The organism is Persicobacter diffluens, from assembly GCF_036244895.1.
GTDB lineage: Bacteria > Bacteroidota > Bacteroidia > Cytophagales > Cyclobacteriaceae > Persicobacter > Persicobacter diffluens.
This window is the reverse complement of sequence record NZ_BQKE01000001.1, coordinates 1,888,556-1,911,126: the sequence shown is the minus strand read 5'-3', so window position 1 is coordinate 1,911,126 and position 22,571 is coordinate 1,888,556. Positions and strand designations below refer to the sequence as shown.

The following is a 22,571-nucleotide window of genomic DNA, read 5'->3' as shown; positions in this document are numbered from 1 at the left end:
GTGTTTAAAAGTCAAAATTCGTAATGAAAATTTGATTATAGCAGAAGCGATACCGGATTATTTTTGAGAGAATAGATGCGCTATTGTTGAGCAATTATCCAAAATCACTTCCAATAATTTGAATTTGCAGTCGGATGGTGCGCTATTAAGCATGCTCTTAGTAAAGGATATAAATTGCTGAAGGCGAAATTATTTCCACTTGTCAAATTTAATCCGATTTATTCCTCAATAGGTTTCGTAAGCAGGGCTTTTTCATAAAAATATAGATCAGCCATTTAATACCTTATATTTAATATTCATGGGTTTCTTTTTCATTTTTTCTTGATAACAAACGAAGCAAAAAAATCAGGGCTGTGATCAATATTGGCGGAACAAAGAACCTGCTGACGGAATCCATCAAGGCGACATTTGGAGAGGGCAAAAGACTGGTGAAAATATTGCTAAAATGTCGCTGTGATGCCTTCTAGTTGCCAGCAGACCCCTTGTCTATCCGCCCATTGATCAAGGCCGGGCTGTTGATGTGGAAGATTTTATACCATAATATCAATACTGTAAAAGATAGTAATCTAACTCATAAACAAGCGCTCAAATCAAATAGACCCTCCCTGGGAACAAGCTCATTCCAATAATTTGCCCATTTGTAGTTTTATGAAAAAGCCGTGGTTTCGTGAGCCACACAAAGCAGGTTTTGATCAGTTTGTTGGGATTGATTTTACTGATTTTCAAATAGCACAAATTGCGGTCGGCTCGCTTTCTCCTCATTCCTCTGCTGCTTTGGAAAAACTCGAAACAGGATAAAATCTTTTATTTTCGCCTTACCGCTAAACGAGGGTTTAAACAAGAAAATCCGGGCGCTTTAATATTCTTCAACAGCTTCCTCTGCTATGGTGTTGGGGCGCTTTTTCAAAACGATAGGGGAGGTCGAGATATCTTCCCAAGCGTTAATCATTTCATTAAGTTTTGGAAAAGCAGTCAAAGGATAGATACTATCCGATAATTCCAATTCGAAAATCAAAGTTAAGCTTTCTGCTTCAGGAAGCAGGGTGCAGGAAAAGTAATTTAAACCACCACTAAGCTGAATTTTTTGGTTGAAAAATTGGTGTTGTAACTGATAACCCCTTGGAATTGGGATGTGGTAGGTGATTTTTTGATGCAAGGGAGCCCCTAAATCCAGCGGAATGTTTCTGTCCGTAGTTCGTATTTGATGAGCTTCAAACTCTACCGGAAGGAAGATGTTGATTTGTTCTGAATGATAGTCGGCCTCTTCTACTTCAAATTCAAATATTTCTTTGAGGGGTTCTTGTACTTTCTCCAGATTTAGTGCCCGGTTACTTATAATAGTGAAAAAGTGAGGGATCGTCCATTTTTTAATCTGGTAATTTTGTGGCTTTTCAGAGCGATGTTTTCTTCGTTCGTAAGCCGTAATGCCTTCCGAAATATATTCGTTTTTATAGGAGAATCTTCGTTGGTTTTCAGTGGAAATTTGGGTTGATTGCTCCATAAAATATCCCCTTCCGATAATCGGCTTGATTGTTTTGACCTGAGGTTGGGTTAAATGCTTTCCCGCATTCACTCCACATGCCAGTGGAAGCTCTCCCATCGTTCGGTATGGACTAGTCCCATCGATGAATATGCGCTGTCCATTAATTGAAATAATGGGGCAAACGTAATGATAATCTGTTAAAGTCGGGAAGTTTGGGTTGGCCAGAGGTTTTTGTCTGATAGAGGAGATATAGGGGGTGGCATTAAATCCAGCATGATGTGCCAGGCCCAAAATGGTCAGGTTGATATCTGCTGAATTACCGTCACGCCTATCCAATAATTCGGATGGGCCATCTGCTCTGGCAATCAATCGAAATTTATTATTCCACCTCACATGTTGCGTAACGTATTCATAAATCTTCTGCAAATTTTCTTCATCGGCAGCGGTAACTCCAATTTCCCGCAGTAGCTTTTCATATTCTTCCTGATGGCGGAGATAGAATTTACCAAATTTGCTCATAGAAATCAGGTATTGCTGTATGTCCTCCCAATCCTTAGCAACTTCTATTCGCTCGCCTTCATTTAAAAAAGGAGCGACTTCCATCAGATAAATGTTCATTCTTTGAAAGTAATTTTGAACATAGGTGGCATGAGCCACAGGTTTGATTGCGGGAGCCTGATGAATAATAAATTTCCGACGCTCAATATTGTAATCGTGTTTTACCTTCTTTTTGTCTTCTTGAATTTTAACACGAGCAGTCAGGCTTTGCTGGGAGGAGGTGTGAAAATCTAAATTTCCCCTTGGACTGAAATTATAAGTTAAATTTTCCGGATACTGAACCTGCAAAATAGACCAGAGCGTAGGAAATTCAGCTTGAAAGCTCCAATCCGGCAGATGAAGATTGTCTCTGTAATGGTAAGTATATTCGTATTCCAATATGCAAGGACCTGAAATTCCATCAATATTGATCGAATAGGCTAAATTAGTACGCGTATTGGCTTTTTTAATATGATGAATATCCGTCTTGATCGGAGAAAATTGTCCTTCTGATAATTTGTACCATTTTGATCTAAACTGATCGAGTTCACCCTCCGTGTGCTGAGGCAGTTTAATGATAAAATTCAATAAAGATTGGGCGGCTTCCATGTTCTGAATCAAAATTTGACGGTGAATGGTTACCGTGGCGGTTAACTTACCGGAGAGCGCTGTGGGTTTTATTTCAAAATTGGCCTGATCCCATAATATGGCCGCCTGATCCTGATGTAAGAAGCTGGAGACGCTGTCAGTAATTAGATTTTTATTGATAGTCCCAAAAGTAGATTCAGGAACATTGTTGTTGCCTGAAGCAAAGGCCAGCGCGGCTTGAGTGCTTATCAATATAAGGAGGAGCAGTTTTTTCATGAGATCGTGTACACAATATTACTTGAATATCGTAAATTTTTTATTGGTTTAATTATAAATATAGCATCTTATACTAATTTCTTTAATTATTGCAAATATCTTATTGAATCCTTTACCCCACTAATAAACAGCTTGTTTAAGTAGTTCGCTTGCCCGATAATGTGAGAATTATGCAAGTTGTAGACGGTTAGATTTTCTCTTGTCATTATGGGGGATTTTGCTGGAGAAGTTAATGGGGTTTTGTATCCAATTGTAGGTCAGTTGGTTGTGGGGTTTTATGATCGCTGATTTGAATATTTACCCTCATTTTTTTAGTATTTTCTTTTGGTTATTCTATATGAGTATCGGGCTGTAGTGCAAAATCAATTTTTTATGCTAATTGGATCGGGCTTAGGGTAATTTTATTCTTCCACCCTTTTTTGAATAAGCAGGATTATGGATTAATTCTGTTTGGAGTAGAGGTGTCGTTTGGGTTAGATCTATTCGACATGAGCCTAAAACCTTCTTTATTAGAAAAAAGAGAGCGTTGAATTATATTTTAATGAAATTCAACAAAGTGATGAAATTTGGATGATTTTTTGATGAGCTCAATGGCTGGTCTTTAGGCAGATTAGCTTTTTGAAAAATTATGTCATGTTAAATAAAACAAAAAAAGTACTATTTTCATTTTTAATTTTAACTTTTTCCACATTAAGCGCTTTTGCTCAATTACCGGTAGGGCAAGAGAAGGAAGAGGTGAAAAAAGATGAGCACGGTCGTCAAATTTTTGATGACAAAAAGGAACGTAAAGGGGTTAAATACAATCTTGTGCCTTTACCCTCTTATGACCCCGCTTCAAAATGGGGTATTTCATTGATTAATCTCATTAATTATTATCCCTCTAAAGGGGATTTAAAATCTCCGCCTTCTACCTCTGGCGCTATGGCGAATTACACCACCAACAACAGCTGGATGGCGGGAGTTTTTAATAAGATTTATTTGAAAGAAGATCTGTGGCGATTAACCGCATTTGGGTTTTATGGCGCTTTTAATACGGAAATGTATTTATCCACTGCTCCGGGGCAGGAGGAAGCCCCCATGGGATTAGCCAAAGTAACGACCAATATAGCGATCGGGAATTTCATGGTAGAACGGAAAATCTTTTCCAGAGTCTATTTGGGGCTGGGTTATCAATATAATGGCCGCCTGGTAGAAGGACGGGACTCCGCTTCACAAGAATTGCTCGATAAAAATCATTTTGGAGATGAATTTGAACATATGCACGGCCTGCGTTATGCATTGAGCTATGATACCCGGGATAATGTAAATTATCCATATTCCGGAATGATTGTAAAGGTGAGCATGGATCAAATGCTTGGCTCAGACAAGCAAAATATTTTTCTGGCCGATTACCGTCAATTTTTCACCTTAGGGGATAATGTGAGTAATGTGTTGGCTGTGCATGCATTTGGGAGGTTTATTTCTGCAGATGCTTCCCGCTCTTTTTGGTCTTCTTATGGGCGTGCCGGAGGCATCGCTCAACGAGGATATGAAACAGGACGATATAATGATCGAAACCTGGTGAATATGGAGGTCGAATACAGGAAGGAAACTCCCTGGCTGAATAGTAAATTGGGATTTGTCGCCGCTGTATCTACAGGTAAAGTTTTTGGAAGTAGCAAGCATTCCTCCGGTATGTCGAAGGATTTTAAGGATGCAGAATGGTTGCCTGCTGTTGCGGCGGGAGTTCGGTATAGATTGCTCCCATATGAGCGGTTGAATCTAAAATTTGATTATGCCTATGGCAAAACGGGCTCGGTATTTTATTTCGGCATCACGGAATCCTTTTAAATAAGGTAGCAGCCACAAATGCTGACTTTCGAGAGGAGCTCTCCAAGGATTTCTTCAGACTGCATCTTTTATTACGCCTTTTTCTCAGCGGGTGATATTTGCCTGTTGATTTAAAAAATAGGCTATAGTATGCTTTAAAATTTTGCGGTTGATTGAGGGCGTGGTTAAAACGTACCATCCGGCTTTACCCGAATTATTCACCGCTAAATTAAGTAATTCACCTTAACTTAATTATTATCAACTCAATAGGCTCATTTTTCCTGATTTTTTTATAGCCCAAATTTGGGCAAGCTTGCTTTCTCCTCATTCATCTGCTTCGTTGGAAAAAACTCGAAATAGGAAACTATTCCTTCATTTTTCCCGCCTTGCAGTTAAACGAGGATTTAAGCATGAATTTTTCGGCTTAATGAAAATCCGATTTTTCTTGAAAAACAAAAAATCCCCACTGGAAAGTGGGGATTTTTCGAAACGGATTATTGCTAATTGGCCTGATTTTTCTCAATGGTCAGATAGGCGGATTGTCGGTTGATGACTTCTTCCGCCATATTTCGGAGATAAGGGTAGTAGTTGGCATTCAGGAATCGGTATTGTTGTACATATTTGGAACTTACCGCTACCGAGTTTTGATTGATCTGGGTGAGCAGGGTAAGACTCCCGGCTTTATTAGGGAGTGCGATGCGGATATTTTCCGGAGGATTAGCGGCCTTTAGGTCCGTGGGAAGTACATAATTTAGGATGATTTGTTCGGAGTAAGCATAGTTCAAATCGAGCGGTAAATTTCGCTCTTTATCCGATTGAAAGGGATTTTCATCCATCGTTTTGATCGGGATCAAAGGGAGTAAATCCGCGGCTTCTGACTGGTAGGGAAGGCTGCAGGTGATTTTAGTTTGCTTAAATTGATGTTCTACCTTTAAATCCGCAATTTCCTCCTGATTAATATGGAATTTTCGGGCAATATATTCCGATACTCCTCCAGTGATGTTATCGATGCAATTGCCAATTAGACTAAGGGTCACCTGATATTGAGGATTTTCTTCGTTGAGGTTTAAGTACAAACTCCAAAGGGATTTACTTGGGGATTTGGGTTCTAGGTTTTCTATCCAGCTCGCTTTACTTTCACATACCAACGCCTGATTATTCCAGCAATCGGGATTGATATAGCCCATGGGTAAAGAGGGCTGGGTAGCATCCATAAAATGCCATCCATGTTCCGCTGGGATGCCCACAATAAAGGTGCTGAATTGATCCCGAAATGCGCCTACTTTCGTAATAAAGCCATGTTGGGTTGGCGAGGTGGCCATTAATTGGGCGTCCAGTCCGTAGGACTTTAAAATGGAATACAACACCAGATTGATTTCCGCAGAATTACCTTTCTTCTCTTTGGCTAATTGTGCCGGCGTTCTCCTGGCGGAGGAACTGTACATGTCATTCCACTGATATTTATTTTGTACTTCCCTTAAGATGAACTTTGCCTTTTCGATGCCCTCATAGTCATTGACGTTCACAGGCATGCTTTCCGCCAGGGAAGTCACTTTGCGCAAAAATCTATAATTGTTCCCGCTTTTCCGAAGTTCATTGGCCAGGTCCTGAATGTCATGCACATAAGATTTCATTTCAGTTCCTCCCATTGCTCCACTGGCAGGGTATTCCTTTAATTGAAGGGAAAGCTTATTGGCATAGTTGAAAGGATTGTCTACAAATCGAGCATTGGGGTCATAACCTTTGATATTTTCTAAAGTCCAGGTATTGGTGTTTTTATTGGCGTATTTTTCTGTCATTTCATTGCCTTTCATGACCATTTGATATTTCAGGTAAGAAGGCGCTAAAAAGGAAAAGGTGGATTTTAAAATGGGGTAGCGCGATAAATAATTCCATGGACCGATGAAAAAGAACCGCTTGGAGGCCAAAGTGTATTCCCACTCAATGATTGCACCTTTTTGTAATTGAGGGAAGATCAGGGAAACTTTACTTCTAAGTTCGGAAATTTCCGCTGTGGGCATTTGTTCCTTACTCAACTTGATTTTGGTATAACTTCCATCAGGCTGCGGAATGTGCACCAAGGCATTTAAGCTATGAATACTTTCCATATCCTGATGATGATAGAAAATGATTTCCACCTTTCCTGATTCCTCTACTTGATCAGTGAGTAATTTTCTTCGGAAATGTTTTTTATGGAAGACGGCAGGGCCAAAGGTAACTTTACAGTTTTGAAACAGTTCCACGGCGTCGGCTTCGGGTTCAAAATCTACCGTAATTAAGTTATGTTCTTCCTTGCTGAGCTTGCCAAATTTTGGGGCTTTGGCCCAGGAAGGGCTGGCCGTAAATAGTAAGCAAAAAATGTTGAAGTATAAAAAAAGGCGTTTCATAACACATGTCTTATTGTTTATTGGGATTATTTTTCAGTAGGATGACCTGCTCCTGCAAAGCCATGAGATCTTCTGATAATTGACGAAGAATGGGAAAAAATTCAGCCGGTAAAAAGCGTTGATTGTTATAAAAATGACTAATGGTTGTTAATGCGTTTCCCATATAGGCACTCTTTAAGGTGAAGCCGCCCATTTTATTGGGTAATAGGTACTTTTGTTCATCAGGTGACGAGAGGGGGACTATTGTTTTTGGAAATAATACATTGAATATTATTTTTTCACTTGCAGGATAGCCCAAATCTATCGGATAAATTCTCTCCTTGTCAGAGGCAAATGGATTTTTTGTAAAGGATTTAAAAGGGAGTACGGCTAAGGTGGATTCCCCTTCCGAATCATAAGCTGCGTAACATTCGATCTGAATCCCTTTCTCATTTTTTACTATGGAGAATTGTTCAATGTTTTCCGGCTGTATGTTGAGGCGGCGGGCAATATAACGCTTAGGCTGAGGGATGATTTCTTGCATCTTATGCCCATTAGCTCTTAATTTTATCTGGTATTTAGGCTGAGTCGCTTTCAGGTCAAGAACGATATTCCATAACACCTGGCTTCGGCCTTTATCCGAGAGGCTTTCGATGATCCATGGAGTTTCCGAACAACAAATGGCGGCATTTTCCAGATAATTGGGATTAATAAAGCCCGGGGGTAAATGCGGTTGGCAAGGGTCGATATAAGTCCACTCTTCATTAAGTTTGAGCCGGAGGAACATGGCCGAAAAGTTCGGCAAGAAAGGGTATTCCGGTTGTATTTTAATGTGTTGGGTAGGGGCGGAGAGGATCATTTCGGATTCAAAACCCTGTGATTTTAAAAAGCCAAATAGGCCTAAGGCCATCTCTGTATCATTACCGCTTTTCTTTTTTAAAAATGACCTTAGCGGTTGGCTGGCCGAATAAGAATAGGAATTATTCCATTTGAATTCATTTTTATACCAGTCGATGATTTTTAAGGCATCCCCTGCGATGGAATCCGGGAAATGAGTTTCGAAATATTTTTTATAGGCATGGGATTCGTTTTTATACTTAGGACTTTCCCCAGCCATAAAGATGTCGGTGACGATGGTATTGAGCTGTTGTGGTAGCCAAAGTGTGTCGATTGGGCTATTGGTAAAATGATTGGAATTCCCTTTTTTTTTCCGGGACACAGCCTGGAGTCTTCCTTGGTGTAAGGTCACGGAATTGGAATAATTTTGAACATTATCTAAGAAAGGAATATTTTGATTTTGAGCTTTAATGTTTTCCATTTCCCAGCGATAAAGCAGGCGGCCCTCATCACCTTGATATTTTTCGAGTAATTCCTTCCCCCGGAGCATAATGTGCCAGGGAATGCTGTAGATATTTACGGCGAAGGAAGATTTTTTAATCGGGTAGACGGAGGAAAAGTGCCAGGGGCCAATTCCCAAAAACGAGTAAGAGGAAATCGTATATTTCCACTCCAAAATGGCGCCTTTTTGCACCTTTGGAAATAATAGATTGACTTGTCGGTACTTATTGTCCAGATTTACCTCAATTATATTCTCAGGGGCAAGTTCCTTTTTTTGAAAAGTGCCGTCTCCTTTAGGGGTGTAGATCACCGCTTTCAGATCCCGGATGGACTCCAGGGATTTAAAGGCAAAATATTTGATTTTGATGTTTGCCGCCTCCCCATAATTATCCCGGAGGATTTTTCTTTTATAATGGTGTCGGTAGTGTATGCCATTTTCCCACCTGACCACACAATCCATTAATAATTCAAGTGCTTCAGATTTTTCATCGATATAATTTTCCGCATCCTTTGACTGCGACTGCGGGCAGGAAGGATGCGAAAAAATAAGGAAAATGCTTCCGAAAAGTAGCTTTAAAAATAAATGAAATTTTTGCAAACCGTTAATGATTAAGCGTCTGGATCAAGCTGATCTTTTGATTGTCATATTTGCGAATCTGATTTCTGAATTTCACATATTCCGAATAAAGTTCAGGTGCGTATTGCCCTGCTTTCAGATGATAGGTTCTATGGAAAATAAGTTGTTGGTCCCGGCAGGTGATGGCGCATTTATACCAGCCGAACTCACTTTCCAAATGAATTTCTTCCGGTAGTTTTTGGGCGGAATATTCCACCGGGATTTCCCATATGATTTCCTGCTCGCTGGAAAAGCCGTTAAAGAACATCATAGGGAAATGGCGTTCTTTGTCGATGATTTTTTTTCCTCCAGCGGACAATATTCCCGGACTGAGTAAAAGGCGATTCCCGGCTTTTTTCACAACCTGCGGAACGCTAAGGTCTAATTGTTCTTCAAAAGCGCAGCTTTCCTTTCGGTTTTCGATTTTCAAATCATTGATTTGGAAAGATTTTAGGGGTAATCGTTTATAATAGTAATCCTTGAGTTCACTTTCTTTCTTTTGACTGAGGTGTTCCAGATAATCATAATTTTGGCCCCGGTAGCTGCTGTGGAGGCTGACGGTTCCTTTGAGATGCTTATCAATGCTTATGGTCGCTTTATGTTCCTCCAGATTCTCCTCCGCTTTAAAGTTTTGAGTTTTGACCAGTTGGCTCTGCGCTCCATCCACCCATAAGGCATACCGGTTGCCGGTAAATGTTCCCAAATAGCCAGCGGGCAAGCTTGAGCTGGTGCATTCAATCCAGGTGGTGTCTTGTGGATGTGGAACGCCCAAAATCACATGATTGAACTGGTCCATAACCGGATCAGTTTCAAAAATGGTATTTTGCCTTCCGCCATACACCAGGGCAGGATGTGATTTAATGCCTGCATGCTTCAGCATGCCCATCGTCAGGGTGGTAAGCGCTTTACAGTCTCCGTAGCCGGTATCGAAAGTTTTGGCAGCGGTTTGGCTTTGATTTCCACCAATCCCCACCTGAATAGAGATATAGCGGGTATTGTCCTGCACCCATTCATAAATGGCCTGGATTTTTTCTTTTTCCGATTTACCTGCTACCAGTTGGTCTACTATAGCCTGAAGCTTTTCCGGGATTTCCTCCCGGCCCTGATTCAGCTCCGAATACCAATTTCCCAACATAGCCCAGGAGCTATTGGACCCTTTCCATTTTTCGTATTCAAAACTTTCAGGGATCAATTGCAGAACAGGGATTTGGTTACTTGCCGGAAAGTGCGACTCCCATTCTTTTTTGGGTGGCAGATTTACCGCTGACCACCTGATGGCTTCTATTTGTTTGACTTTCGAAAATTCGTTGCCCTCAAGCAATTGTTCAAAAGTCTCAAAGGCATAGTCTTGGGGATAGTTTACCACATAAATGGATTGATCCACCTGAACTTTTAATGCCTCCTGTGGCGTCCAGGGAGGGATACTATAAAATCCTTTTTTATATACTTTCTCATACTCCAGCTCCAGATGCATGGGGTATTTTGCCCGATTCATTTCTGCGTATTGCAGTCGGCTGTCGGTTACATCATTATTACCGGAAGCGCTGACGTCAATGATGTCCGCCTTTTTTAGTTTGAGTACCGTCTTGCCTCTGTCGTCCAAAATACGGGCATTAAAAGTGGTGATCTCCGAGTTTCGGTTATAATAGGCGTAATGCATGGCTAATTTTTCCGCCTTTTTGTTATAGATCGTTAGCACTTTTTTCTGGTACTCCCGCATGCTTTTAGAGGAGTTAATCTGTATATGAGTAGAGTCGTAATGAATCCTGGCATTGGTGTTTTCTACTGCCGGTTGCCGGAACCAAGCACTATAAGGCATTTTTTTGATTTGCCCAAAGGAAGAAAAGCAGCATGTAATTAGCATGCTGCTCAGGAATATTTTTTTACCGATCATGATTAGAGGGCAGTTTTAGTAAGGATTATTTCTTCTCCAAAAACCCGCAGGGCTTCGTCATACAAAGTTTTGAAGAATCCGAACTGGTCAGGCTCATATTGGCTATGACCCGTTTTTACTTCATAAATAAGCGTAATAACGTTGTTGGTAACAGAAGGAGTAAAATGAAAATAGGTCTTCTTATCCGGAAAGCTCACTCGGACAGGTTCCAGTTTATTTTCCAGTTTATATCCCTCCGGAATATGGATCTGGTACATATATTTATCCTTCATGGTACAGCCAAAATTCAGCGGAATAACCCTGTTTTCTTCCAGAAAATCATTGTCCTCTTCCTTGAAAGGAAGGGGGATGTAGATTTGTTCGCCCAATGCCCCGGCTCCTTCATCATACCGCAGGCTAATATTTTCTGTATATGGTTTGTAAATATGCTCCAGGTCTATACCCTCCACTGATTCCACTTCGAAATCGGGCAGACTACTGGTATAGGCTTCCAAAATTTCATCATTTTCTTTTCCCAGATGGTTACTTCTTTTGCGAAGGGCGGAGTAGCCTTTGGAAATTATTTTTCCTTCATAATGGATACTTCCGTCTTCCTGTGGCTTAATGGATAATTGTTTGGCGCTGGTCCAGCCGTGGCCGGTGGGGATATCGATCACCTGGCTATGTTTTTCTGCTAAAAGCTGTCCCCGATCAGATAAACAACGGAAAGGCACCTGCCCCAATGGCTGGAGTTTGGAAGTAGCATCGAGGAACAAGCGTTGGTTATTGAACGAAAGTAAGACGAGCGGATAATTATAATCTTCGATGATTGGAACGGCAAAATTCGGGCGACCATGGTCTCTGGTACTTACCAATACCGGCTTTACCATATAGCCTGCATGGTGCAGGAGTCCCGCCAGGAATAAATTCATTTCCGCTGCATTACCGGTTTGACTTTCGATGAATTTTTTAGGATGATTCACTTTGGTCGTCAGACGGTTTTTGCTATTCCATTGATAATTGTTTTTAACGTACTCGTAAATGGCGACCACCTGTTCCAAGGAATGTTCAGATTGCGGGGCAATGGATTCCAAAATGGCTTTATAGGTGCCTTTTTTGGCTAAATAATATCCCCCAAAATGGGCGTTATTCTCCAGTTCTTTAGAAATCTTTTCCCAGGAGTTTAGGAAGTTCTGAATGGAATTATCGCCCGGGCTTCTGTAATAATTAAGATTAAAGCGAATTTGCTGGTAAAAATCGACCAAAGCCGTGGAGAACTTTTGGGGCTTCAAAGCGGGTAGATTGTGATAGACATATTCATGGATGTTATTGACATAGTTAAGGGGTTGGCTATCGGTGCCGAAAGATATGGATCCGGAGGCAGTTCTACTATCAGCATGAAATGGGGCATGAAATCCCTGAGTAGGGGTGCTGAATTTGAAATATTCCGGAATAGTGGTCGTGTGTTTACTCCAAACCGTTGGGATGTTAGACTGAAAACGCCAGGTTTCAAGGTCATAGGCGCGGTCTGTCCTTAGGGTATATTCCAATTCAATAATGCTTCCTTCCTTCACATTGGGGAACATTATCTTTCTTTTAAAGTGAGTATCGGTTACTTTTTCTCTTAATATATTATCGTTGCTTAATTTTATTCTGGAAACTTTTCCTCCTTCTAAATTGTAGGTATATCCTTTGATATTAATCAAATCTTTTCTGCCTCCTGATAGATCGTAGATATCCAGTTCAATATTGGCATATTGGGTGCCGGCTTCTTTTTGAATTCTGATAATTTTGTGGTGCTTGAAGGAGCGCATCCAACCCAGATCTTTGGTATAGCTAATGATTTCATTTCCCTCGTCGTAGATGATAAGCGCATCATCTTCATTATCGACACCTTCAAAGGTTTTGGTAAATAAGGCTGCAGAGACTTTTCCCATTTTAAATTTGGGAAGTTCTTTCTCAGCAGAATAGCCGATGGTAGATATTAAAAATAGGGATAAAAGAAAGAAAAAATACTTCATGTTGGAGCTATTTTCGGTAAAATATCGCTAAAAATAATAATTATTTTAGATTATATGAAATATAGCAAATACAGCCTTTTTGATATTGCTATTTTATATTCATTCTTGATAAGTTTTTTCCTGAGGTTGGAGGTGGTGGATAAACAGCATCATTTTTTTCAAGAGCGTTGTAGAAACCGCAGCATTCGTACAAATTCAAATATTTGAAAGCGATTGGGGATTTCGCCTTTACAATCGGGGGGCGGTTCCTTCCAATTTATTGCGACCTTTTTTGTGAAAATCAGCCTAAATGTATTCACCGACAAATTTACCGATACCGCTAAAAGGTGCTATTTTCAGTTTAATGGGTTGTTTTTCTTTGATTATTAATTGCCAAATTAACCCGAATTATTCACCGCTAAATTAAGTAACTCACCTTAACTAATTTAAAATCAACTCAGTAGGATTATTTCTGCTGATTTTTTTATAGCCCAAATTTGGGCAAGCTTGCCTTCTCCTCATTCATCCGCCTCCTTGAAAAAAGCGTGCAATATGAAAAATTCCTCCATTTTCCCGCCTTGCAGCTCAATGAGGTTTTGAGCCTGAATAATTAGGGTTAACTCAATTGCTTCATTCTCTTAACGATTCAGGTAATCGTCTTTTAGTTTAATAATATAGCTTTTCAGATAATTTTGACTGCGCGAAGCGATACTGTCCTGAGTGGTTTTTTGATAAGTAATCCGGTTGGTCCTGAAGTCGTAGACGAGGTAATCCTCCGGGCATGCCCAGCCGATATGCTCCTGAGAGGAAAAGTAGGCGTATTGCGGGCTATAGGGATTCATCACATTTTTGCTAAAGGGGTATCGGTCGGAATCTATTTTTAGTTGTTTTAATAAGGTCTGGGTGACATCAACCTGCGAAACTAACTGCTCATTCATTTTTCCGCGGAATTCTCTTTTCAACGGTTCCCCATAAAAGATCCAGGGAATCAGCCGGTGCTGATAGGAGTCCAATGGCCAGTGCCGGGGGGTAATACCGGAGTGATCGGCCAGAAAGACAAAAATTGTATTGTCGTACCAGTCTTTTTCTCGCGCAGCTTCCAATAATTTCCCGATTTGATGGTCGGTATAATGCGCGGCATCCAAAATTTGGTTTCGGTCTTTTCCGTATTGAAAGTTGCGCAAGCTTTTCTGATCATAGGGCTGATGCGTGCTGATCGATAAGAGCAGCGTGTAAAAGGGTTGGTCTTTTGGGTATTGATCCACATCTTCCAGGAATTTTTGGAAATACACCTCTTCATGATACCCCAGCCCACCTTTGTTAGGATACTCCTTCAGGTTGGCCTGATCTACGATATGGTCCCAACCCGAGGTATACAGCCAGGCTTTAATATTGACATAAGAGAGTTGTCCTCCGTAATAAAAGGCCGAAAAATAGTTTTCCTTTTTAAGTTCCTGCGTAATGGAGGGAAGGTTTTTATGCTTGGAAAGCTGCCCGATAATAGAGGTCATCGGTTGCGCCGGATAGCCGGACTGAGTGGCGGAGATGCCCTGGTCGGTTCGGGAGGCCGAGGTGATGCAGTTGGAAAAGGTATAACCTTCCTTAATAATTTCATTCAGGTTCGGGCTTACTTCCGGAAATCCTCCCAGGGGTTCAATCAGGTCAGAAGTAAAGCTTTCCAATAAGAAAAATACGATATTGGGTCGGTCCTGTTGAAAAAGGTATATCGTGGTGTCTTTGGGGATGTCGACGAGTGAATGGAAAATTTCATTGGCTTCTTCCGGTTTCAAATAATGAGAAAATCGATTCCTGGAAGAAGTCTGCGCATTATTTTCAATGCTTTGGAAAAATCCCCAAGGGCCATTGATGGTGGCGGTATTGACAATGGCGTTTTGGCTAAAGTACACATCCGATTGCGAAATGGGAATGGCCCGTAGCAGTCCCCCACGCATGGCAGAGGCAATAATAAAGCCTGCCACCAGAAAAGAACTCAAGGCCCATGGCCAGGCGATCTTTGAGATCCGGGCTTTTCGCTTGATTAATTGGTGAAATACCCATCTTCCACTGAAATAGAGTAGGCAAAAGTAGAGGCTGGTGGTAATGATAATACCCGAACTGAGAGAATCAATAATAAGCCCGGGATTGGCCAGATAATCCAATACCCGATAATTGAGTCGGCTTTGCCATTCATCGAAGAGGGAAAGCTCCGCACTGCACATCAGACTGATCAGGCCAATAAGGAATAAATGATAGAACAATAAAAACTTTTTGATGGTGCCCTCGCCAGCGAAGAGGTTCATGAAAAGACCTAAAACCGTCGGGATAATGATTAAATATCCGGAAGCTGAAGCATCCAGGGGGAGGGCCTTCCAAAAGGATTTGAAAATTTCATCATTGGGAACGGTTTCAAAAGCATCCCAATTATGAAGTATGAAAATCGAACGGCAAAGGCCGAAAAACAACACCCAAAAAAGGAATAGTTGTAGGGTAAATACTATATTTGATTGAAACAAATTTTTACGCAGCTGATCCAAAGTTGGTATTTTTTATAATAGAGCAATGACATTTCTTTTTGGTTAATGTTGGATCCTCTATTAATAAGCTAAAAATAATCCAATGGTTTTCGGGAAATATTGGACCCCCGCCCATTTTTCTGTGCTTTGGCTGGTTTTTTGCCTGCTAAATGTCGGCTTTTGATTATATTTGCGAGCAATTTCAACACGTTACAAAACTGATGAATAACGAAATCTTAAATCGTGCGGCGGATAATATCCGTATCCTTTCTGCTTCCATGGTAGAAAAAGCAAAGTCTGGACACCCAGGGGGTGCAATGGGTGGTGCTGACTTTATTAACTTACTTTATACCGAATTTTTAAATTACGATCCAAAAGATCCACGCTGGATCAACCGCGATCGTTTCTTCATGGATCCGGGACACATGTCTCCGATGTTGTACAGCCAGCTTCATATGTTGGGGCACTATAGCATGGAGGATTTGAAAAATTTCCGTCAGTGGGGAAGCCCAACTCCAGGACACCCTGAAGTGGACTTGGACCGAGGTGTTGAAAATACTTCCGGACCATTGGGTCAGGGACATGCCATGGCAGTAGGTGCAGCGATTGCAGAGCGCTTTTTGGTAGCACGCTTTGGCGAGTGGATGGCACACAAAACTTATGCTTTCATTTCCGATGGAGGTATTCAGGAAGAAATTTCTCAGGGAGCAGGTCGTATCGCAGGTCACTTAGGCTTGGGGAACTTGATCATGTTCTATGATGCCAACGATATTCAGCTGTCAACAGAAGTGGATGAGGTAACTTCTGAGGATGTTGCTAAAAAATATGAAGCCTGGAACTGGCATGTTGTTACCGTAGAAGGTAACAATGTGGAGGCCCTTCGTGAGGCATTGGTTGCGGCGAATGCGGATGATCGCCCTTCTTTGATCATCGGTAAGACGATCATGGGTAAAGGAGCGGTAACCGCTGAAGGCGAAAGCTTCGAGCGCAAAGTTTCTACTCACGGTCAGCCATTGACTGCTGCAGGTGCTTCTTTGGATAAAACCATCGAGAACCTGGGAGGTGATGCTGCGAACCCATTCGTAGTATTCGAAGATGTAGCCGCTTTCTATGCGAAAGTATTGGAAGAAAAAGCAGATTACGCTTCAGAGAAAAAAGCAGCACAGGCAGAGTGGGCGAAAGCACATCCCGAATTAGCAGCGAAGTTGGAGCAATTCTTCTCCGGTGAGGCTACTGCGATCAATTGGGAATCTATTGAGCAAAAGCAAGGTGTTGCTACGCGTGCAGCTTCTGCAACCGTATTGGGTCACTTGGCAGAGAACGTAGAAAACATGATCGTTTCTTCTGCGGATTTGTCTAACTCAGATAAAACAGATGGCTTCTTGAAGAAGACCACTGTATTGAAAAAAGGAGACTTCTCTGGTGCTTTCTTGCAAGCAGGGGTTTGTGAATTTACCATGGCGGTAATTGCAAACGGTATTGCATTGCACGGCGGTGTTCAGGTAGCGGTAGCGACTTTCTTCGTATTCTCTGATTATATGAAGCCAGCCTTCCGGTTGTCTGCATTGATGGGCTTGCCAGTGAAATATATCTGGACACACGATGCTTTCCGCGTAGGAGAGGATGGTCCTACTCACCAGCCAATCGAGCAGGAAGCACAGATCCGTTTGATGGAGAAATTGAAAAACCACCACGGTGATATGTCTTTGTTGGCTTTGCGTCCTGCAGATGCTGATGAAACCACAGTGGCTTGGAAAATGGCGATGGAGAACACCAAGACGCCTACGGCTTTGATTTTCTCTCGTCAGAACATCAAATCTCAGGTTTCCTACACGGAAGCTTTGGGTGCTGAGCGTGGTGCTTACATCGTGAAAGATGTGGAGAATCCAGATGTAATTTTGGTAGCTTCCGGTTCTGAAGTAGCGACTTTGGCGGATGGTGCTGGAAAGCTTGAAGCCGACGGATTGAAAGTTCGTATCGTTTCTGCTCCTTCTGAAGGTTTGTTCCGTACGCAGGATAAAGCTTATCAGCAAGCAGTATTGCCAACGAACGTTCCTACTTTCGGTATGACGGCTGGTTTGCCTGTAACATTAGAAGGCCTGGTAGGTCCTTTCGGTAAGGTATTCGGTTTGGATCACTTCGGTTATTCTGCGCCTGCAGGGGTATTGGATGAGAAATTCGGTTTCACTGGTGAAAATGTAGTGAAGCAAGTGACGGAATATTTGGCGGAAGTGAAAGCCTAATATTTGCGTTCATAAGATATAAATAGTAAAGCCCGCTGGTTTCTCCAGCGGGCTTTTTCTATGCTTTTCATTCGATACAGGTAAGTTATATTGACTCCTCCTTGATTCAATCTATAGTCTGTAGTTTTTCGATATCAAATCTTATTTAACATAAAAACGAAAAGCTCATCGGTGAACGGTGAGCTTTTTTTGCTTCCCGATAAGGGTAGTGGGGCAGTACTTCTGAATCCTACCGGCTTTCCATTTAAAAGGGGTGATTTCTGAATTAACATCTGCGAAGATAATAGCCTAATCAAAGAATTATAAATTTATAATTAACATCAGTGGAGTGTGTCTTTATTCTATAGGTGTAAGTTACTATTTAGTAATGATTTATAAGGTTTAAGATGATTTTTCGTCAAATATTATGGTTGATTTACAACATTGAATTTGATTTTTTCAATATAAAATTTAGTGAATTGTCCCTAACTTCGAAGCTGACTAAATTTTAAACCTATATTATGAAAGCTTACTTTTTTTGGTTCAGCCTGTTGATGATCAGTCTGACACAACTTACCTATGCCGCTGAGGAAGAGCGGCCTTTTATTATCACGATAGAAATCCCGGAAGACAGCAAAGATTTTTTTGTAAAGATCAAGGGAGATGTAAATGGCTCCGGTGCCAGTGATTATACCATTGATTGGGGAGATGGCACCACAACGTCAGGAGGTAGCTCCTCGGAGGAAACTGTCAATCATACCTATGCCACTGCGGGGGAATATCAGGTGAGTATGAGCGGGAAGTTGCCACAGCTTACTTTTAGTAATTTTTCTTATGCTCCTGATGATTCAGAAAAAATTAATGCTTCAAGAGTCAAGCGGGTTGAGCAATGGGGAACAAATAAGTGGTACAGTACCGGCTATATGTTTAAATCTGCTTCTAATCTTTTAGAGATGACCGAAGAGAAACCGGACTTTTCTAAAGTTGAAATGATGAATTCTATGTTTAGTGAGGCAACTAACTTCAACCAAGATCTGAATTCTTGGGATGTAAGTAATGTAACTAATTTGGCGTTCATGTTTCGAGATGCTATTAGTTTCAATGGGGATATTAGTTCGTGGGATGTTGGGGCAGTTACAAATATGCCCGGAATGTTTGATGGAGCTTTGGCTTTCAACAGAGAATTGAAAGATTGGGATGTGAGTAATGTGATTGATATGAGCTTTATGTTTGCAAATACTAGAGATTTCAATCAGGATATAGGAATGTGGAATGTTGGGAGTGTTAAGAGAATGCCTTTAATGTTTTCAGCTTCGAATGCTTTTAACGGGGATTTAAACCAATGGAATGTTAGTGAAGTGGAGGATTTGAGTGAAATGTTTTCATTTTCCAAAAACTTTAATGGTGATTTAAGTAATTGGAATTTGGCAAGTGCTGAATACATGGGGAGTATGTTTCGCTTCGCGGAAAAATTTAATCAAGATCTTAGTTCATGGAAAATCTCTAATGTGAAAAATTTAGCATTCATGTTTGAAAATACACAGGACTATTCTCCCTACTTGAGTGACAAATTATGGGATAGTTGGTTTAGACAAGAATTAAATGAAAATGTGAGATTTTACGCCCCAAAATATTACTGTAATGATTTATCCTTAGAGAAGAGACAGATAATTATAGATAATAATTTTTGGGATATTAGTGAGATTATAAAAGAGTGTGGAAAAATCGTTTACTGCTTTAAGGAAGAAAAAATAAATTCAGATACATTATTACTTTTCCTAGGTCACCTTAGTGGGAAGTTAAAGGAACCTAGTTTTTATCCCCAAAAAGAAGGGGCTGAATTCTTGGGGTGGTCTATTGATCTTGATAATTATCCGATTGTACTATGGGACTTTGATCAAAATACTTTTACTGAAGATGAAACCAATTTATATCCCGTGTTTTTTACAGAATCTTTTCCTCCAAGTGGAGAGGGAACAGAGTCCAACCCTTATCTGATTTCTAATTTGGCGGAGCTTCGTTGGTTGTCAGAAGGGCTTGAAGGTGGCTTGTCAGATGCGGAAAGATGGCAGGCGGGGACGTATTATGAGTTAAGCCAAAATATCGACGCCATAGAAAGCCGAATTTGGAATGAAGGAAAAGGCTTTGCTCCCATAGGAAATGAGGAAGTCAGCTTCCGTGCTCATTTTAATGGAAATGGTTTCTCCATTCAGTCTTTGAGAATAGATGATTCGAATAGGGATAATATAGGTTTTTTCGGAAGAACAACAGGTGCTGATATTCGCAATCTGTCTTTGAAAGATTATAATATAAATGGGGGTACAGGAGTGGGAGTTGTCGGTAATGCTTATACAACTGCCATAGAAAATATTAAAGTGGAAGGTTACCTGCAAGGGAATGATCGTTTAGGGGGTGTGGCTGGTGTTTTAATCAATAGTAAAGTATCTGATGCCAAGGCTCAAGTTGAGCTCAATGGTACCAATGAAGTAGGTGGATTGGTGGGTTATGCCAATTATGTGTGGGGGGCAGGAGGTTATTCCACTGACATTAGAAATGCATCTGCGCATGGAATTATTAATGCGAGCAGTTATGTTGGTGGTTTGGTGGGAGATGCCCAGAACGCCAATATTGTGAACAGTTATAGCAACGTATACATAAAGGCAATCAGCAATGTAGGGGGAGTGGTGGCAAGAAATAATGCCGGTAGAACAGCGCATGTTTATGCTGCAGGCTTGATAAAAGCCAGCGGCAGTAATATCGGTGGTGTGGTAGGGGTTAATACCACCGGTTTATTAGTGGAGAACGCCTATTGGGATAAGGAAACCACTGGTCAAAGCAGTTCACCAGGTTCCAATGCCTCTGCGGGATTGGCAACGGTTGATTTTCAATTGCAATCTAATTTTAACGGCTGGGATTTTGAAAATCTTTGGGGGATCGGCAGTGATGGAGAAAATATTCGTCCTTTCTTCCAAAAAGATTTAATAGCGATCACGGTATCCAAGGAGGGCAATGGAAATATTGAGGGGCCACTTTTTGCTACCGCAGGTACTGCTGTTACTTTAAAAGTTGTTCCGGAAGAATTTTATGAAATAGATCAAATTTTGGTTGATGGTGAAACGAGGGAGTGGGATGAGCAAAATGAGTTTATGATTGCCAATATTCAACAAGAGGTTCAGGTGAATGTGCGCTTTAAGTTGAAAAGCTATATAGTAACGGCCACGGTGAATGAAGGAGCAACGATTAGTCCGGAGGAAATCAGTGTTACGCATGGGGAAGATCAGAACTTTACTTTGACCATGCCGGAAGACTATGAGGTAGTAGATTGGAAGGTAAATGGTTTTTCTCAGGGGCATTATAGCAAAGATTTTCTCCTAGAGAATGTGACGGAAGAGACCACTGTCGAGGCGGAAGTGGTGCAGACCTTTGCCTTTACAAAAGATGCGGGTGATCATGGAGTGATCAGTCCCTTTATTGATCGTATTCGCAAGGGTTCCCAATTGTCAATTCAGATTTATGCCCTTGAGGATTATTTATTGACGGATGTGTTGATCAACGGAGAAAGTGTCGGGGCAGTGAATTATTATGATATTTATCCTGTAGTGGAGGCAGTAGACGTCAAAGCGATTATTGTTCCTGCAGCATATCAAATTACCGTAAGCCAAACCGAAAACGGTACCATCTCTCCGGAAACTACCTCCGTAGCCTTTGGCGATTCCCAAACTTTCACAGTCACTCCGGATACCTATTACAAAATTGTGGATGTGTTGGTAGAGGGCGAATCCGTAGGAGCAGTAAGCACTTATACTTTTGAAAATGTGGTAGAAGATTATACAATCACCGCCCTTTTCGATCGTATTTTGTCCAATGAGCTACAGACGGAAATTAAATTTTACCCAAACCCGTCCCAAGGTCAAGTCTTCATCGAAGGACTGCAAACCACAGGAGAGGTGAGGATATTGGATCTTTCGGGAAGAGTAGTTTTGGAAACAAAAGTTTCAGAAGTGGCTTCACAGTTTGACATCAGTGCACTGGGCACCGGTATCTATCAACTGGTGATCAATGGTCAGGTGATCGGGAAATTGATGAAAGAGTAGAATAATAGACCGGAAATCCTGTTTAACATAAAAAAGCTCATCGGTGACCGGTGAGCTTTTTTTGGATGGAATGTTATTGGAGGATCAATACCTTAATTGATGTGATTGATTTTCAAATGGAAATAATCTTCGGCCTCTAGGATATCAAAATCAAGTTCAATTTTCTTTTTGAAGAAAGGCGCATTCAACACACAAGTGTGATATTCACCATTCTCTCCACAGAGGTCAATATTGATGGCTTCAAATTTTCGGACCAGTTCCTCATTTAATCGCTGCCCAACCACCGGGCTTTGAAAATAGGCTTTATAGGACAGGGAGCAGATCACTTCAAAATCTCTTTGAATAAATTTTTCCAGTAGCTGCTTTCGGTCATGTTCCCATAGGGGAGTGTCCACTTCAACCAATCCTTCAGCGCATTGCCTGATCCAGTTGGGGGCGCCATTAATGGTAGAAATATCGCCGGTAATCAAAACCTCAATACCTTCATCTTTCAACCGGGCAATCGCCTTACGGTAGCTGTCGGCATAGGGTTCGCCAATTTTCACAAAGTCATGGTCTATACCAATGGCAGCGGACTGTGCCTCCATCAAGCCCAAAGGATGGGCGATAAAATCTTTTTTTACCGCAGGCACAAAGGTGACAAACTTTACTATTTTGTATTTATTCATTGACTCATAAAGGGCCATGGCAGAATCTTTACCGCCCGTCCATAGAACTACTGCGTTTTTCATTAAGCTTTTGAAAGGGATAAAAAAAATATAAGGCCAAGATAGGCTTAAAGTGTTCAAATAAATACCATTCGGCTCAAAACCTTTTGGTAGATCATTATTTCGAAGAGTATTTTTGGCCTAAAAGC

General features: G+C 41.1%; 11 protein-coding genes. 4 read left to right on the top strand and 7 right to left on the bottom strand.

The window, feature by feature from the left end; genetic code table 11:
• Nucleotides 1-648: 648 nt before the first annotated feature.
• Nucleotides 649-798: a hypothetical protein gene (locus AAA970_RS07945; protein WP_338236665.1), complete on the top strand. Its 150-nt coding sequence runs from the start codon at nt 649-651 to the stop codon at nt 796-798.
• Between the two features lie 58 nt (nt 799-856).
• Here the strand turns inward: AAA970_RS07945 and AAA970_RS07940 are convergent, their stop codons facing one another.
• Nucleotides 857-2,860, bottom strand: coding sequence for a hypothetical protein (locus AAA970_RS07940; protein WP_338236664.1), 2,004 nt, complete (start codon nt 2,858-2,860; stop codon nt 857-859).
• A 657-nt stretch (nt 2,861-3,517) separates the two neighbouring features.
• On the opposite strand from AAA970_RS07940, the gene AAA970_RS07935 reads away from it, so the two are divergent.
• Nucleotides 3,518-4,714 carry a BamA/TamA family outer membrane protein gene (locus tag AAA970_RS07935; RefSeq protein ID WP_338236663.1) on the top strand — a complete coding sequence of 399 codons (1,197 nt, stop codon included), beginning with the start codon at nt 3,518-3,520 and terminating at the stop codon, nt 4,712-4,714.
• 479 nt (nt 4,715-5,193) lie between these two features.
• On the opposite strand, the gene AAA970_RS07930 is transcribed toward AAA970_RS07935, so the two are convergent.
• The 5 genes from AAA970_RS07930 to AAA970_RS07910 all read right to left on the bottom strand — a co-directional run bounded on the left by AAA970_RS07930 (nt 5,194) and on the right by AAA970_RS07910 (nt 15,399).
• On the bottom strand, nt 5,194-7,080 hold the full coding sequence (locus AAA970_RS07930; RefSeq protein WP_338236662.1) for a DUF3857 domain-containing protein: 1,887 nt from the start codon (nt 7,078-7,080) through the stop codon (nt 5,194-5,196).
• A 10-nt stretch (nt 7,081-7,090) separates the two neighbouring features.
• A complete protein-coding gene (locus tag AAA970_RS07925) occupies nt 7,091-8,995 on the bottom strand; it encodes a DUF3857 domain-containing protein (RefSeq protein WP_338236661.1) in 1,905 nt (634 codons plus the stop codon).
• Nucleotides 8,996-8,999: 4 nt separating this feature from the next.
• A complete protein-coding gene (locus AAA970_RS07920; protein ID WP_338236660.1) occupies nt 9,000-10,832 on the bottom strand; it encodes a DUF3857 domain-containing protein in 1,833 nt (610 codons plus the stop codon).
• Nucleotides 10,833-10,909: 77 nt separating this feature from the next.
• Nucleotides 10,910-12,907 carry a transglutaminase domain-containing protein gene (locus tag AAA970_RS07915; RefSeq protein WP_338236659.1) on the bottom strand — a complete coding sequence of 666 codons (1,998 nt, stop codon included), beginning with the start codon at nt 12,905-12,907 and terminating at the stop codon, nt 10,910-10,912.
• 617 nt (nt 12,908-13,524) lie between these two features.
• Entirely contained in the window at nt 13,525-15,399 is a 1,875-nt protein-coding gene (locus AAA970_RS07910) for an LTA synthase family protein (RefSeq protein WP_338236658.1), read from the bottom strand.
• 221 nt (nt 15,400-15,620) lie between these two features.
• Between AAA970_RS07910 and AAA970_RS07905 the strand changes: the two genes are divergently transcribed.
• Together AAA970_RS07905 and AAA970_RS07900 are read left to right on the top strand one after the other, a co-directional pair.
• The gene (locus AAA970_RS07905; protein ID WP_338236657.1) at nt 15,621-17,642 is read left to right on the top strand and encodes a transketolase family protein; all 2,022 of its coding nucleotides are present in this window, start codon (nt 15,621-15,623) and stop codon (nt 17,640-17,642) included.
• A 500-nt stretch (nt 17,643-18,142) separates the two neighbouring features.
• Nucleotides 18,143-21,715 (top strand): BspA family leucine-rich repeat surface protein, encoded by a 3,573-nt coding sequence (locus AAA970_RS07900; protein ID WP_338236656.1) that lies wholly within the window; start codon nt 18,143-18,145, stop codon nt 21,713-21,715.
• Between the two features lie 92 nt (nt 21,716-21,807).
• Here the strand turns inward: AAA970_RS07900 and AAA970_RS07895 are convergent, their stop codons facing one another.
• A complete protein-coding gene (locus AAA970_RS07895) occupies nt 21,808-22,446 on the bottom strand; it encodes a Dph6-related ATP pyrophosphatase (protein WP_338236655.1) in 639 nt (212 codons plus the stop codon).
• Between the last annotated feature and the right edge of the window lie 125 nt (nt 22,447-22,571).